At 39.9% G+C, this 14,958-nt stretch carries 12 protein-coding genes; 8 read left to right on the top strand and 4 right to left on the bottom strand.

Going from position 1 to position 14,958, the window contains the following annotated elements:
• Nucleotides 1-194 precede the first annotated feature (194 nt).
• On the bottom strand, nt 195-2,102 hold the full coding sequence (locus H9L23_RS02225; RefSeq protein WP_187593464.1) for an SIR2 family NAD-dependent protein deacylase: 1,908 nt from the start codon (nt 2,100-2,102) through the stop codon (nt 195-197).
• 122 nt (nt 2,103-2,224) lie between these two features.
• On the opposite strand from H9L23_RS02225, the gene H9L23_RS02220 reads away from it, so the two are divergent.
• The 3 genes from H9L23_RS02220 (at nt 2,225) to H9L23_RS02210 (ending at nt 5,832) form a co-directional block, all read left to right on the top strand.
• A complete protein-coding gene (locus H9L23_RS02220) occupies nt 2,225-2,941 on the top strand; it encodes an HNH endonuclease domain-containing protein (protein WP_187593463.1) in 717 nt (238 codons plus the stop codon).
• A gap of 451 nt (nt 2,942-3,392) precedes the next feature.
• A complete protein-coding gene (locus tag H9L23_RS02215; RefSeq protein WP_187593462.1) occupies nt 3,393-4,031 on the top strand; it encodes a hypothetical protein in 639 nt (212 codons plus the stop codon).
• Nucleotides 4,032-4,236: 205 nt separating this feature from the next.
• The gene (locus tag H9L23_RS02210) at nt 4,237-5,832 is read left to right on the top strand and encodes a DUF6119 family protein (protein WP_187593461.1); all 1,596 of its coding nucleotides are present in this window, start codon (nt 4,237-4,239) and stop codon (nt 5,830-5,832) included.
• Between the two features lie 789 nt (nt 5,833-6,621).
• On the opposite strand, the gene H9L23_RS02205 is transcribed toward H9L23_RS02210, so the two are convergent.
• From H9L23_RS02205 to H9L23_RS02195, 3 genes are all read right to left on the bottom strand, one after another.
• Nucleotides 6,622-7,404, bottom strand: a complete 783-nt coding sequence (locus tag H9L23_RS02205; protein WP_187593460.1) for a hypothetical protein — start codon at nt 7,402-7,404, stop codon at nt 6,622-6,624.
• 365 nt (nt 7,405-7,769) lie between these two features.
• Nucleotides 7,770-7,865: a hypothetical protein gene (locus H9L23_RS27020; RefSeq protein ID WP_394355233.1), complete on the bottom strand. Its 96-nt coding sequence runs from the start codon at nt 7,863-7,865 to the stop codon at nt 7,770-7,772.
• Nucleotides 7,866-8,184: 319 nt separating this feature from the next.
• Nucleotides 8,185-9,207: an LLM class flavin-dependent oxidoreductase gene (locus H9L23_RS02195; RefSeq protein WP_187593459.1), complete on the bottom strand. Its 1,023-nt coding sequence runs from the start codon at nt 9,205-9,207 to the stop codon at nt 8,185-8,187.
• Between the two features lie 120 nt (nt 9,208-9,327).
• On the opposite strand from H9L23_RS02195, the gene H9L23_RS02190 reads away from it, so the two are divergent.
• The 5 genes from H9L23_RS02190 to H9L23_RS02170 all read left to right on the top strand — a co-directional run bounded on the left by H9L23_RS02190 (nt 9,328) and on the right by H9L23_RS02170 (nt 14,575).
• Nucleotides 9,328-9,810 (top strand): hypothetical protein, encoded by a 483-nt coding sequence (locus H9L23_RS02190; protein WP_187593458.1) that lies wholly within the window; start codon nt 9,328-9,330, stop codon nt 9,808-9,810.
• Between the two features lie 698 nt (nt 9,811-10,508).
• Entirely contained in the window at nt 10,509-10,955 is a 447-nt protein-coding gene (locus H9L23_RS02185) for a LexA family protein (protein ID WP_187593457.1), read from the top strand.
• On the top strand, nt 10,933-12,177 hold the full coding sequence (locus tag H9L23_RS02180) for a Y-family DNA polymerase (protein ID WP_187593456.1): 1,245 nt from the start codon (nt 10,933-10,935) through the stop codon (nt 12,175-12,177). Before H9L23_RS02185 ends, H9L23_RS02180 begins: the two co-directional genes overlap by 23 nt.
• A 141-nt stretch (nt 12,178-12,318) precedes the next feature.
• On the top strand, nt 12,319-13,023 hold the full coding sequence (locus tag H9L23_RS02175) for an SOS response-associated peptidase (RefSeq protein WP_187593455.1): 705 nt from the start codon (nt 12,319-12,321) through the stop codon (nt 13,021-13,023).
• A gap of 649 nt (nt 13,024-13,672) precedes the next feature.
• Nucleotides 13,673-14,575 (top strand): hypothetical protein, encoded by a 903-nt coding sequence (locus tag H9L23_RS02170; protein ID WP_187593454.1) that lies wholly within the window; start codon nt 13,673-13,675, stop codon nt 14,573-14,575.
• Nucleotides 14,576-14,958 lie beyond the last annotated feature (383 nt).

Raw genomic sequence — 14,958 nt, 5'->3', positions numbered from 1 at the left:
TTTTTAATTGAAACTCTTGCGTAACCAATCAAATTTGAAATTTCAATCAAAACAGATTTTTAAATATGATGAAAAACGAATAAACATACTGATTATCTAAAAGTAGCGAATATAACAATAAAATCAAGGTGACAAGTACTTCAGGCAATTCTTCGAAACTAGTATGATCGCGATAGAGTTTTTTTGTTTGTAGGTTATAGATCTTTTGTAGAAATCATCATAATATCACGTTGTTGAAATTCATCAAATTCCAGTTGAGAAAGTATTTTGTGCCTTATCCTGTCTGATTTACTTCTTACTGCGAGTTTCTCACCCTCACCGACAATTTCTGGACCTATAACCTCTAGAACAGAATAGCAGGCCGGCAAAGTGGTTCCATAAAATTGATAGGGATTTGATGTCTCAAAAATAAGTCTCATGATATCATCCTCGCTATCACTTTTAAACCCATACCGCTTTAGTTCCGAAGGCAAAAAAATTACATTTCTAAATTCTTTCTCAACAAATCCCTTTTCATTGATCCAGAAGATGTAGCTAACCTCATCAATGATAGATTGCGTAATCTGGTCGAATTTTATCAATGCAAAACGGACGTCAAATTTTCGACCTAATAATTGAAGTTGCTCAAAATGTTCGATAAGGGTGCTTATACGCCACTTTTTGAAGACTATGTCAGTAGGACAAGTATTAATAATAGGCACCTTAGTTTTTCCATCGAAGTAAAAATTCAATGTCTCTCCCCTGTAGAGCGCGTGGAGAAATTTAAGGGTTCCTATCAGTTCTGTTAGATTTGAAAATTCCTTCAAGAGCGTATAAGAGAATTTTACCTCTATCCCAGCTTTTATAGATTTAAAAGAGAAGTTGAACTTAGATCCATAAAATTCAAGTTCCATGTCGCTGCCATCCTGAAATTTAAACTGTTTTACTGGTATTTTAGTAATCTCTATCCTACCATCAGCACTTTCTATATCGAGCATACGATTTTCATGAATTAGCATAACTTCTAGCCTACTCAGCGTTTCCCTGCTCATCCCAAATTTATAGCCACTCATGTTGAAGCTGAAATCTACCAAATCTTCAGGCAAAAATTTGAATGTGCGGTCACGAGTGATCCCGTCATTGAAATTCATAAATTTTTCGAAGACGTCCTGAGCCAAGGAAAAATGGACCTCCGACTCAATCGCACCGCTAGGTCCAGTAATAGCTTCAACTATTATTTTTGAATCTTCAGAGCGAATGATAGCGTTTCTGTCGTTTAGTGCCAGAAACTGCTGGAAAGTATTGCTGGAAAGCTTACCTGTTTCCAAGTCAGAAACTGCATATTCAACAAGTTTCGGATATAATACATTCAGGAACTGATCTGCATTCATCTGAAAATAATCGAATCCATTGCGCTTCAAATTTTGTTCTTGATGTTGCAATATAGCTGGTGAAATAAAAAACCTTTTTCTCTGATGGGCTTTTAACTTAACACTTAATTCTTCGAATATGCCCCAAAAATTGCTGTCCTCGTTGCCATGTCCGATAAATAGAATATCCTTTGACGCAATCACATCAGTGAAGCGGTTCCATAGCAGGTTTTTCTGTTGACCACGAATGTTACTTGCATAGTCCTTTCTAGAAATGACAACATCATTTAGATTATTAACATCTCCATGAAGTTTATAGACTTTTGTGATGCCTTTCATTTGGGCAGAAAAGGCATTTTCGGATCCAATGACATGGCACCTTTTTGCCATACTGTCTTCGATAAGAGTATCATAGTTGGTTGTAAAAATATGCTCGAAGTGGGGAATCCTAGCTAAGAGATCATGAGTATGTGTATCTAAGGGAGTTTTTTTGTAAATAGATACAAGAATGGAGTTAAGTTCTGATCTATCATCATTTGCGTACCGGATAAGAATTTCTGAAATGTCCTCAAGGCTTTTATCTTCAAGGCTTTTTTGCTCCCACTCCTCCCGACAATAGGATTGAGCCTTTTTACAAATTAGTGCGGTTAGCTCTTTTACACCAAGATAGCCAGCGTACAATGACATACCCGAACCAATAACTAAGGCCACTTCTTCCTTCCTAATTGCTTCAATCAGATCATCCAATTCCATAAGCGAAAATAGTGATTAAGAAAATATGAAGTTTCCGTTTTTCTCAACATTATCAGAGAAACAATTTTGTGAGCAATACTATAATCATAAGCGATTGAACACAAGATGGAGTATATTATTTGATGATTGATAAAGAAGTACCTTACCGGTACCTAAGCCCATGGTTTCCGGAATCAAAAGGAAACCGTATTGAAATACACCAACGTTCAGCAAATTTCGAAAACAACAGTCCATATGCCCTGGATGAACTCAATTTGACAATAAACCCGCTCTGGCACGCCTACCTGGTTGAACATGCCGGTATTTTAAAAGCATTCTGCTACTGGCACCTGAGCCTATACTTACAAAAACACAATCCCAACGTTCCGGATATCCCAAATAAACTGATCAAACCCGCACGCAGAAACAGCCTGTTAAACCAGCGTAAATTTTGGGACATGGTTTTAGACCATACCGGGCCGCTGGATTGTATATACACGCATAAAAAACTGTTACAAGGCAACTTCGCCGTTGAACATTTCATTCCCTACGCCTTTGTTTCGCATGATCTGATCTGGAACCTCATCCCGGCCGATCCATCATTCAACAGCCGGAAGAATGACAGGCTGCCGAGGATTGAAGATTACTTTGATGGGTTTTATAACCTACAGAAAACAGCAATTACCGTTATGGCTGAAAACTATCCGAAAGAACCCATAATGGATGAATACCTGAGTATATTTGCTAATGCCGATGCCCACCGATTGCCTGAAACGGATTTAAGAGGAAGGTTTTTAGAGAATATCCAGCCGCTTCTTACCATCGCGAACAATAATGGTTTTGAATATATGATGAAATAACTATATGATATGCAGAGGTAAGTTTTTATCTTCCTGGTTTATCAGGTTCAGGTTTATCTAAAAAACTCTTCCAGCCTGTTTTCCCGCTGCAGCTTTTATTTACCGAGACCGCTAGCACTATATTGACTGTTCACTGGGCTACCGGACATTGGCCACAGCTGCCTTTTTGTACGATGCATTTGCCGATCATACAAAACCGTAATGTTGCCATATTGATACGGTTAATTTAAGATCTGGTGAGCTGTTCTAAGAGGGCGGTGATTTTAAATAATAAGATATCAGGGTATTTTCGATGGATACGGGAAACCGTAAATTTTATCTTTCAAGTCCAATTACTTTAGCATCATAAAAATCATATCATTCTCGCTTCTCACAAAAGAGATAGTTAGAAAAAAGATGATACCGACGTGCTATATAATAAACTAAACAATAAAACCCAAAATTTAACCCCATGAACAGAAAAATTTTGTTACTTCTACTTAGCGTTTTGTTAATGACTTCTGCTTTTGCCCAAAGAAGAACTACAAGTGTAAAAGGCTATTACAGAAAAAATGGCACTTATGTTAGCCCACACACACGCAGCTATACAGCTGGTACAAGCACACAATATAGTTCCACCGGCGGTGCTACCGCAGATGATGATAAAATCGCATCGACCACTTTGAAGTTCTCTAACAGCAGCGAAACGAATTTAGGTTCAGATAATATCATCATTGCCAAATATAAAGGACAAAAAATAGCATTAACCAAACTGAAATTTATTAATGAGGAAGCCACTGATGATACCCTTATTTCGAAGGATAGGAATCCAGGATCAGGTATCGTTTTCTATGTTTCGGTACTGCGTTATAAAGACAAGACTTTAGATGTCTGCCCTATTCCACGAGGTTATAGTGACTGGTCTTTTGAAAAAGTAGACCATAAATTTGACAAAAAACTCCTTAGTACAGAAGATGCCCTAGATCTTATTTCTAATTATGGTTGGCGCATTTATAACGACCAGATCAGTAAAGACTTTTCATATAGTTATAACGACAAGGGTTTTCCACCATATCTTACTAAAACCATTGAAGCCATTAAGGTAGAATAAGCAACAATGGGTTATTTTACGCTAAACTTGCCAATTATAATAAAATAGTCAACCTAATATAAACACCCTCATTTATGCTGTCTTTCAAAACAAACTTTAACCAGAATGTCAATTTGGATTAAACCCAAATTGACATCAGGAAACTAAAATTCAGCAGCTCTTACATTGGTTTATATATTCACAGTATTCAATTACTCCTTTTGCCATGACAGCGATTAAACCTACCATGTATTTGATTAAGGAAAGCATAAAAGATCCAAAGCAAATATTTAAAAAAAAGTCTGGTTTAAAATCAGAAGAAAAAGATGGCATCACCTTATTCTATAAAAATAGCCATCCCATTACCCCCGATTGGGCACATCTGCTCGCATCTCATTTTACAATAAGTACAAATCCTTTCAAGAACTCTTCATCCTACGCCGTGTTGGTGCTAGAAGTAGAAAAAAGATTGCTGGCTATACCACTTGGATACGGATTGCATTTAATAGATCTGACAAAGACTGAATATAATTTTGGATTAAAGACGGCACTAAACTGTATTCCAAAGGAGGAAATAAGGCAGGTGGACACTACTACTCCAGAAATTAACTCTCAGAAAACTAAAAAACAAGCGGTACTTGGATCGACTCCGGAACAATTCGGCATCAACAAGCAAAAAGATATTCTCCGTGGCATTGTGGGCAAATTGTCAAAAGATCATGAACTAGGTGAAGCATTAGATGGCAAGGACAGCTTAAAGGTTGGAAAAAGCATAGAGGGGTTTGGCAAACTGAAATCTTTATGCAAAAAAGTCCTAACTCACTTTGCCTCTAACCACTACAAAACCGATTATGCCTGGATTGACAATATTGCTATGGTTCGCGATAACTCACTTGTTGAAAAACTGACCAAACAGCTTGCAAAAACCTTAAAGTCGGCAAAATTTGAGGACATGTTTTTCTCCCCACCTATTTATTACGAAACAATCTTCGACTGTAACGGCTTTGTATTTTCCACTGGAGATAGATCAAGACTTAGCAATAAAGAAGCACTTGCCATGCCTGAAATGTTGGATTGGAAAAAAAGCGTTGGTTCAGAAATTAAGGGAATGTCTTTTGAAAATATCGATAAGTTCAAGGTAAATATCCTTAGTGACAAAGACATAAAGACCATGGATTGGCCGCTTCAACGTTGCCTATCCTGGGAGACTGAAATCAACGGAATGAAGTATATCCTATCTGAAGGATCTTGGTATGAGGTCGCGCCTTCTTTCTTTAAAGAAATAGAGGATTTTTACCAGGGTAGAATCCTTGATCCACATGACTTTCCACTTCCATCGAAGAGCAAAATCAAGGAAAGTGATTATAATGAAGAAATATGTACCTCAAAAAGTAAAGACAGGTTTCTATTCGACCTGGGAAATCCAAAATCTAAGGCACTCAGCTTAGGCAAGGATAAAAATGAAATTTGCGACGTATTCGATATTGAAGCCAAAACTTTCATTCATGTTAAGATGGGAAAAACTTCCCCTTCTCTGAGCCATCTCTTCAGACAGGGCTCCTTCAGCGGCCAGGCACTTAAAAAGAGTGAAACATACCGAAAGGAATTGGATAGGTATCTTACTGCATATGGTTGTGCCCCGAACCTGATCACTGAACCTTACCTTCCATCTGATTATAAGATCATATTTGGAATAGTGCTTGGTAAAAAGCAAACAAAGAACATCCCATTTTTCAGCAAGGTATCATTTAAAAACGTTGCAGAAAATGATTTAGAAATATTAGGCTATGATTGCAAATTAACCTATATCGTACTGCCATAAAGTGGGATACTGTAAACAGAACGAAACCAATTTTTTTTCACGGTAATTTCCAACTGTGAAAAAATCGGTTCGCTTGAATACTTTTTAAAATGCCAGGTCATGTCCTGTTTTAATCATTTTCCCCGTTCAATTAAAAACCTGGCATTAACGTGGTGAAACCGTTGGTTACCATGGTGAAATGGACATTAAGCACCTAAATAAGTGCAACCACGAATCAGCCTGCTATCAGTATAGTTTTCAAATTGATCCATAATGTGTAATTAAATTCGTGGTGGTTACGGTGGGTGAAAACCAATATCAGTTTTAGGACTGATAACGGGATGGGAGAAAACAATCAATATCTATGTAAAGACTAAGGATGATTTGCCACGTCTCGTCCTGAAATTACTTATCTTTTTTGAAGATTATAGGCGTCAAAAACTGCGGTACCACATCAATACAAAAGATATTTACCATCTTCGAACAAACTAATTCCGGAATTATGGCCATAAGGGCCGGCATACGTCTTATAACGATCATCTATCAAATTTGGTTATTGTTGTGCTGATGTTGAAGCAATATAAAAGAGTGTGATTAGGATTATTATCGTTGCTTTGACCATGAGCATCATGGTTTATTGAAGTAACAATTCGACACTTCATTACTTCGGAATCCATGCCGTTTCTGATCATCCAAATTATCCTGCCACATTAATAGAAATGGCTAATGTCATGATGCTTATAAAATTATAATAAGACTTGGTTGACTTAAGTCCGGGGTACTTTTTTTTTGACCTATGCTGGCTACAAGCTAATTCTTTTGCAGTTTATAGGTTTTAACTTCACCAGTGATTTTATTTAGTAAATCACTGGTTAGTATAAATTTATTATTACTTTTTGTAATGGTAAATTTGGAATCTTTTTGATTTTTTTCATGTAAAATGATTTTGTTTAGGCCGCTATTTAAAACCAGTAATTGTTTATTTAAGACCTCATTATAGCCCTCTAATTGAAATGTTGCGTTGTTGCCTTTGATCGTGATCACAATCATTGCATAGGCACGTGGATCTGCAGACTCTTCCCTGATCCGAAGAAAATTGCATTTATATTTGCCTTCCCAAATTTTGTTTATTTTGTTATTATCTAAATCAAATTCCCATTTTTTTAAAATTTCATCTTTTTTTATAAATAAAACTGAATACCCATTTGTAGTATTTAATATTTTAACCCTATGATTTTCAGTTTTGTAGTGAGTAAATACAAACAAGTCCAAAATTTTATACAACCCCTTATCTTCATTTGAAACTAGCTTTTCTATACTGAACGAATAACGTTCTATATCATTTTTTTTATAAATCGAATATGTTAAGCTATCCTTATCATTGATTTTTTTGGAGGTTATAAAAGTATAAGTGTTGAGCTCGTCGCCTGCATAAAATTCTTTTCCAATATAGAGCTCATCTTTGCTATTTATATTGCTAGTTGTCACATTTGAGGTGATTTCCCTGGATTTTGTTTTCTTTACGTTTTGTGCTTTACTTGTGTTGATGATAAAGATTACAAAAATCAACGTCAGTTTCAATATAGTTTTCATGCCTATTCTGCTTTTTTAGGATTCAATTTAGACAACACTTTCCCACAGCGTGTTTTTTGGAATATCAATATTTACTTTCCTTTTTTTAATAACTAGTCAAAGTTTTTTGCTGTCATAATATTTCAAACGCTCTTTCCTTCCCTATAATAATTTCAACCTCTGTCAATTCTCTATTTTAGCTTCAAAAGTAAATATTCTGACTAAAGTTTTTGGAAGATACCATTTTGTTTACATTTGGAGCGTAAGCTTTATACGCAGACTGTATGATTCGTTCTGAGTAGCAGTTCAATTTGTTTGGTTAGTAATGTATAATGCCCCAAGTAAGTGGATGAGCATTAGGTTGATGATCCTTCTTTCCGTATTGCTTATAAAACGATCGGCAATTTCAGAAAAAATAATGTTTTACCACCACCTGTAGGCAACTGGTAGAGCAAGCGTAGCTGATTTGCCCCGGTCTGCATTTTTTCAAACAGGGTTTCGATCGCATACTGCTGATAGGGATATAATTTTTTGCTGGCCCATGCGCAGCCGTGGGGAATAAAATCTGCATGGTGTTACAATCACTAAAACTGGCTGAAAGTTTTAAGGCAGCGAGGGAACATCAAAATCTTTATAAACAGTATTTCGAGTTTACCTTCAAAGTGAAAGATTACAGTAGGGAATAAAACAAGAAAGCGGGAAAAACCAAAGGCTCTTCCCGCTCATCTAAATTAACGCTCTCAAAATATAAACGCCATTGCCGGCAATTTGTTTTGTGCGATTAAAAAAAACCAAACTAATCTATCTCCATCCAAGTCCCGGTGCAACGTGCTCCAGAATGGCAGATAACACATGGATATTGTAATCTACACCCAGGGTATTTGGAATGGTGAGTAGTACCGTATCCGCTTCCTGTATCGCCTCGTCGGCAGCCAGTTCCTTTATCAGCTGATCGGGTTCAGCGGCATATCCCCGCCCGAAAACCGCCCTTTGGGTTGGCTCGATATAGCCAAAACTATCCGTCCCTTTCCCCTGCTGCCCGAAATAATACCTGTCCTGATCGTTCATCAGCGCAAATATTGAACGGCTGACAGAAACCCTTGGTTCGCGATTATGTCCCGCTTTTTTCCAGGCTTCTCTGTACAGCCTGATCTGCTCGGCCTGCTGGATACTGAAGGGCTTGCCATTTTCATCAAACTTCAAGGTAGAACTCTGCAGGTACATTCCGTTTTCTGCCGCCCAAACGGCAGTGGCATTGGAAGCGGCTCCCCACCAGATGCGCTCGCGAAGCCCCTCCGAATATGGTTCCAGCCTTAGCAGTCCCGGAGGATTGGGAAACATTGGATTCGGATTGGGCCTTGCAAAACCTTCACCTTTCAGTCTTTCCAAAAACTCCAAAGCCTTTTGCCTTCCCATATCAGCATCGTTCTCCCCATCCTTTGGTGCAAAACCGAAATACCGCCAGCCTTCGATTACCTGTTCGGGCGAACCCCTGCTGATGCCCAGTTGTAACCTGCCACCAGAGATGAGGTCGGCCGCACCAGCATCCTCAACCATATATAAAGGGTTTTCATATCGCATATCGATAACGCCCGTTCCGATTTCGATCTTGGAAGTCTTTGCGCCTATTGCCGAAAGCAGCGGAAAGGGTGATGCCAATTGCCTTGCAAAATGGTGTACCCTGAAATATGCTCCGTCAAGGCCAATCTCTTCGGCCGCAACAGCAAGGTCGATGGATTGCAACAAAGTATCACTAGCGGTACGCGCCTGATATGAGGGATGTTCCGACCAATGCCCGAACGATAAAAATCCAATTTTCTTCATTTCATTAATTGCTAAATCCAAAGTTACTATTACTCCTATGGCGCAAAGGTCATCGTGTAGTCATAACCGCTAATGCCCTTCAGCAAACAATAGCCCGGGCTAATTGTTCCAAAATCAGTCATGTCAAGAAGGAAACAGATACGGTCAAAAGAGCAGTTTGCTGCTGCGCTCGAACTGGAAAGAGCGGGCGATAATTCTGCCGCATTAAAACTCTACCGGAAATCTGCAATAACAGATCCTGCCAATTCCCACGCGTGGAACAGGCAGATGGTGCTTTTGCGCAAAACTAAATCAAAAGAAGATGAGGTCAGGCTCATCAAACTGGCCATAGCCGAATACCGGAAATCGCACGAAACCAAACAACAGGATTGGCTAAAAGAAAACCAGGCCAAGGCAGACAGCACCCGGGAACTGGCCCATGTACTCGGTCTTTTGGAACCAACAGGCCTTCCAAAAAGCGACGACACCATCATCGGGAAATGGCAGACCAGGCTGTACCTGCTTGAATACCGCATCAAAAATGCACGGAAGAAGAAAACCTCGTCAAAAAAGCCTGTAAGCAAATCGCCAAAAAGTGCATCTCCTGCACCTACAAAAGCTTAAGCAAAACGCCGCTGCTAAAGCCAAGCCAGCAAAAAAGCAATAAGGTCATTCCAATCTGAACAGGTCCTTATTACCCTTCACCAGCGATGCACTGAACCTGATTTTTAACCGCTCAAATTCTCCGGGCATCGTAAACACACCCATTCCGGGCAGATATTTACACTTACTGCAGCCCCTGACATAACTGCGCAGTAGACATTTACGCTGGCCATTCCGGTCGCTCGCTGCCCCCTTACGTCATCCTTTTGAAACGAAAGATACAGCAAATGGCCCGGTCCGATGGGAACAGCCAGAAAACAACGGTTATAAAAATGCCTGTCAAAACTTAAAATCAATTTCCAGACCATCCCCATTCACATCCTATAATCAAAACTTTAGCCAAAGCGCGTGAGCGGTTGCAGCGGCATCCTCCCGCAGGGAGATACAGCGGAAAACGCGACCCTCCAGGGGCACGCCCAGAAAAAGAGTTAATCAATAATTCCAGAAAACTAAAAAACAACATTACCCGCAGAAACCAAGCCATCTCCATACGCACAATTTATCTCCTATCCTCAATGTTAAAGCCCAAGTTATAAACAAAAAACATAACACTTAACCAAAACACCAACAGCACATTAGCCCAAGTTGTAAGCAATCTCTCCACATTACTTGACTTTGCTAATATTTTTAGTAATTTTGATCTGTAAAGCAACAGGGTTATGATTAGAGAACTAGAGATACCAAAAAATAATGTGCTGGATACACTGGACAACCCAGGCCGTGTTTCAGGTTTTATATCTCCTGCAGAGGACTACAAGCAAAGAAGATTACATATCGCACAAAGGATTGTTGGCGATCCCACCAACACCTATTACTTCGAGGCTGATGACGACCACATGCGCTACTTTGGGATTATGAAAGGGAGCATCATTGTAGTTGATAAATCCATCAAGGTAAGCTCAGGCATGCTGATCGTGTGCTGCGTGGAAGACGAATGGCTCACCCGCAAACTGTTTACAAACGGAGACAATACCTACCTGTGCATCAATGATGGTATGGAGGCCTGCATGAATATCACCGGTAAAAACATCACCGTATTTGGAGCGGTTACCTGGACTTGCCTACCCCATTCAAAGCAGAATAATGTTCGCACTGGCAGACTGTAATAACTTTTATGCAAGCTGCCACCGGTTGTTCGAACCCCAATATAATGGCGTTCCTGTAATTGTACTGAGCAACAACGATGGCTGTGTGATCGCCCGTAGCAACGAGGCGAAAGCCTGTGGCATTGCCATGGGCGCACCATTCTTTAAAATCAGGGACGAAATCAAAAAGCACAACATCGCCGTATTCAGCAGCCACTATACCCTATATGGCGATATTAGTGCAAGGGTAATGACCAACCTGGCCAGGTTTACCCCCGAAGTTGAAGTGTACAGCATCGACGAATGTTTTTTAGGCTTAAGCGGATTTGAAAACCTGAAAGAATACGGCAAAACGATCAGAGAGACCGTTATCAACAACACAGGCATCCCGATCAGCATAGGCATCGCACCAACCAAGGTGCTGGCAAAGGTTGCAAACAAAACCTCAAAGAAACACAACGGCGTAATGGTACTGGAAACCCAGCAGCAAATCAGTGATGCACTATCAGAATATCCGGTTGAAGATTTATGGGGGATTGGCAGACAGTTTGCACATAAGCTTATTAAAGATGGCGTTGAAACCGCTGCACAGTTTAGGGCTTTACCCGTTGACTGGGTGCAAACACACATGACAATTGTTGGCGTCAGGATGTGGCGGGAGCTCTGGGGCGAGAGCTGCATCCCATTAAAAACAATACTTGATCCCAAAAAAGGAATGTGTACCAGCAGGGCATTTGGCAAGCTTACAGGCGATTATCATGAACTAAAGGAAGCCACATCCAATTACGCCGCAAGGCTCGCGGGCAAGCTCCGCAGGGAGAAATTATGCACAACCGTTTTATCGGTTAAACTGTTAACAAACAAGTTCATTGCAGATGAACTGCAAGCTTATCCTTCGATCACTATACCTCTGGAACACCCAGTAAATAACACTGTTGATCTGATAAACACAGCACTTTGGGGACTGAAGAAAATTTACCTGAGGGGCTACCAGTATCAAAAGGTCGAGGTAAACGCAACAGGGCTGATACCAGAAAGTGAAGTCCAGCTCAACATCTTTAGTGCGTTCAAGGGTAAAAAGTATGATCAGGTTTCCAGGGTGCTGGATCAACTCAACTTACATTACGGGGCAGGAACCCTGCGAATGGCCGGCGAGGGCAAAAACCAAAAGTGGTCAATGAAGCGCGAGTTCTTGCGTCCGCATTACACCACAAACTGGAACGATATTATTAAAGTAAAATGAAAGAACTACTAGCACTTATTAAAAGCTATTTACTAAAGGAAGCTTCTAGATTAAACCAAATTAACGATCAGACAAGACCCAGGAAAAGGAAGAAGTAAAACCAACTGGTAACCAAGCTTGTTATAGCTTTTAAAAACCAATATGTGCGCCAGATATACATTAACTGCCGAGGAAAAAGAAATACTTAAAACCCACCCACACCAGATCCAGGGAGAGTGGGCACCTAATTACAACCTCGCCATTACACAAAAGGGACTAGTTATCACCGCAGATGAACCAGACATCATCCAGCAGATGTCATTTGGAATCGTACCCTACTTTGCTGAGAGTTTAAAACTCACCCGGGACACCTGGAACATTAAAAGTGAAACGGCAATGGAAAGCAAATTGTGGCGACCACTGCTCATTAATCATAAAACCTGTTTAGTGATGGCTGATGGTTTTTATGAATGGAAAAAAGATGCTAAGGGTGAACAGCAACCCTACCGCTTCACCGTTAAAGACAGAAAGCTGTTTTGCTTTGCAGGTCTGTGGTCCCAATGGGTCGATCCCGAAACAAAAGAGAAGTTCCGTACCTACGGGATATTGACTACCGAGGCAAATTCATTAGTGGCAGAAATACACGATAAAAAGCGTATGCCAGTGATCCTGACTAAAGCCGAAGAAGAAATCTGGTTGAGCAAAACGCTACCGCTCGATACCAAAATGACGGTGCTGGATACCTTTCCCCAGGAACTGATGAAGCGGGTTAAGGTGGGCAAACGTGTAAATGCTGTTTCCACTTTGAAGAAGCCGAACAATGACTCAGACTTGTTACTTCCTTTAAACACTGATGATGATGTTTAAGTTATATTTAAAATGCACAATTTTTATCATACCTGTTTAATTAACCCCTTGGAATCTGGGAAGACTGTATATTTGGCTTAGTCTTTACGATTCCATCAAGACAGGATGGTAAAAAGCGGGTTGTACATTTTGGAATGAGAACTGGTTCACACCTTTAGGTTCTTCCTCGGTTTTGGTAGCCAATCCGATGCTAATATTAATCTTTTCCTGAGTAAATCGGAGTTTGCTTTTCCATACATTTGACATTTAATAGTCTTCAGTTTGTTAACATTGTCTTAGACGGGATCATTGCTCCAGTTCAGATTGATAGCATTTTCAATATACTGAGGTCATACAACAATCCTGTGGCGAAACTCTTCAACTCTGAAATAACCGAACGATTAGCTTCAGTAATGCACGCATTCAATTCAATGCCTGCGTTGTTTTCAAACAATCCTCGGAATTTTTTCACAATGACATAGTACGTTTTAATTCAGTTGATAATTGGTATCATGTAATCGCGGCTAACTGATGTCGCAGGTTGAATTTTGTGGCTGTTGGTCTTTTCTGTACCGGATGGATCTTGTATTGTGTCAGGGTGTTTTGAATATTTTATTGTTTGGTTAAAAAAATATATTTTAGCCTATCTTATTTTCAATGCGCTTTCAATATGACTACACAAACTCACACACTGACCTGCCGTTGCAAGTTTAAATTTGAAATTACCGTTTTCTGTGAGGAAGGAAATATAGAAGATGAAGGATATAGTTGTTTCAACTGTGGGAAGGAACATTCTTTCAGGGCTTCGATGCCAATTCAGGGTAAAGATGTTCAGATATTGGAGGAAGGTATCCGCAGGCAGCCTGAAGACCTGGATCCATGTGAGGTTTACAGGGTGCTACGTGAAAAAGGCGCCGATTCGTTGCACCATGCCAATACCGCACTCACTTCCTATACTTTTATAAAAGAGAAAAAGCTGCTATCCAGAAAATATGTGGTGGATCATGGGTTGCAGCAGACTTCACAATATACTGATAAGTCCGATGACAAGTTTGGCATTTTCGATGATATCTTCATGGATGCGGTCGATATCCATCTGCAGGCGGGGAACAGGAACCAATACGGGCCTATACTTTTTAAGTTTCCACTGGAACTCCTAAATACCTATCCTTTAGTTTTCGTCAGGGTAACCAGGCAGAATCCAAGTGACTGGTCGGTAGGCCAAACGGTGGAGAAAAGATACTATATGTCCATTCATGATTTTGAAAAAGGCTATGCTTTAGGAAATTTCAGTTCAATGCTCATTTTTCCTTACATCAATGGTGAGCTGGATTTAATGGGCAACCTCAAAGAATTGGTGATTGATAGTCCGAAATTGCAATGGGGAGTTTCCGAGATGGCACTTGAGCAAGAATTCTTGGATGCGATCAAGGTGAAAAAAAGTATTGGTGAGCCCTCGAAAACCAAATTGCGGCTTCGGAAATGCAACGAAAAAACCTGTGGATGCACAAAAGCTTATAGGGATAACGATGTTATTGCCAGGAAAATGTTCGGAATAGAAAAATACAAATAGTCCTTCGGAAAAGAATTTATATTTCTCGAGTTGTCGTTTTACAGGGAAGACAGGGCACTGCATATAGCAGTGCCCTATTTTTTTATTTTTTGAGTGGTCTAACGTGTTTGTAGGTATTTAAAAGCAGACCGGAGGAGTGGATTTGGAGCCAACAAAATAAGTTCGTATTTGCGGCGATCCAAAATTACATACAATCGCGATTTATACAAAATTTTCTAATTTATGCCCCTAGGATGTCTTGAGTTAACCAAAGAACTATATAAGCCGAAAACATGGCCAGGACAGATGAAAACCAGTGTCCGTTAGGTGATCCCCAAATAACCGCGGTAACCCAGATGGGCTACCAGCGTTTTTTCTTTACCTGAGACATTTAACTTACACGT

The organism is Pedobacter roseus (assembly GCF_014395225.1).
In the GTDB taxonomy this organism is placed as follows: Bacteria; Bacteroidota; Bacteroidia; order Sphingobacteriales; family Sphingobacteriaceae; genus Pedobacter; species Pedobacter roseus.
The sequence above is the reverse complement of the archived record's forward strand: the minus strand, read 5'-3'. Positions and strand labels throughout refer to the sequence as shown.

What these genes read in the sequence shown, in the direction of transcription:
- H9L23_RS02225 (WP_187593464.1), bottom strand. Translation starts at nt 2,102, where the DNA reads ATGGAATTGGATGATCTGATTGAAGCAATTAGGAAGGAAGAAGTGGCC.
- H9L23_RS02220 (WP_187593463.1), top strand. Translation starts at nt 2,225, where the DNA reads ATGATTGATAAAGAAGTACCTTACCGGTACCTAAGCCCATGGTTTCCG.
- H9L23_RS02215 (WP_187593462.1), top strand. Translation starts at nt 3,393, where the DNA reads ATGAACAGAAAAATTTTGTTACTTCTACTTAGCGTTTTGTTAATGACT.
- H9L23_RS02210 (WP_187593461.1), top strand. Translation starts at nt 4,237, where the DNA reads ATGACAGCGATTAAACCTACCATGTATTTGATTAAGGAAAGCATAAAA.
- H9L23_RS02205 (WP_187593460.1), bottom strand. Translation starts at nt 7,404, where the DNA reads ATGAAAACTATATTGAAACTGACGTTGATTTTTGTAATCTTTATCATC.
- H9L23_RS27020 (WP_394355233.1), bottom strand. Translation starts at nt 7,865, where the DNA reads ATGCAGACCGGGGCAAATCAGCTACGCTTGCTCTACCAGTTGCCTACA.
- H9L23_RS02195 (WP_187593459.1), bottom strand. Translation starts at nt 9,207, where the DNA reads ATGAAGAAAATTGGATTTTTATCGTTCGGGCATTGGTCGGAACATCCC.
- H9L23_RS02190 (WP_187593458.1), top strand. Translation starts at nt 9,328, where the DNA reads ATGTCAAGAAGGAAACAGATACGGTCAAAAGAGCAGTTTGCTGCTGCG.
- H9L23_RS02185 (WP_187593457.1), top strand. Translation starts at nt 10,509, where the DNA reads ATGATTAGAGAACTAGAGATACCAAAAAATAATGTGCTGGATACACTG.
- H9L23_RS02180 (WP_187593456.1), top strand. Translation starts at nt 10,933, where the DNA reads ATGTTCGCACTGGCAGACTGTAATAACTTTTATGCAAGCTGCCACCGG.
- H9L23_RS02175 (WP_187593455.1), top strand. Translation starts at nt 12,319, where the DNA reads ATGTGCGCCAGATATACATTAACTGCCGAGGAAAAAGAAATACTTAAA.
- H9L23_RS02170 (WP_187593454.1), top strand. Translation starts at nt 13,673, where the DNA reads ATGACTACACAAACTCACACACTGACCTGCCGTTGCAAGTTTAAATTT.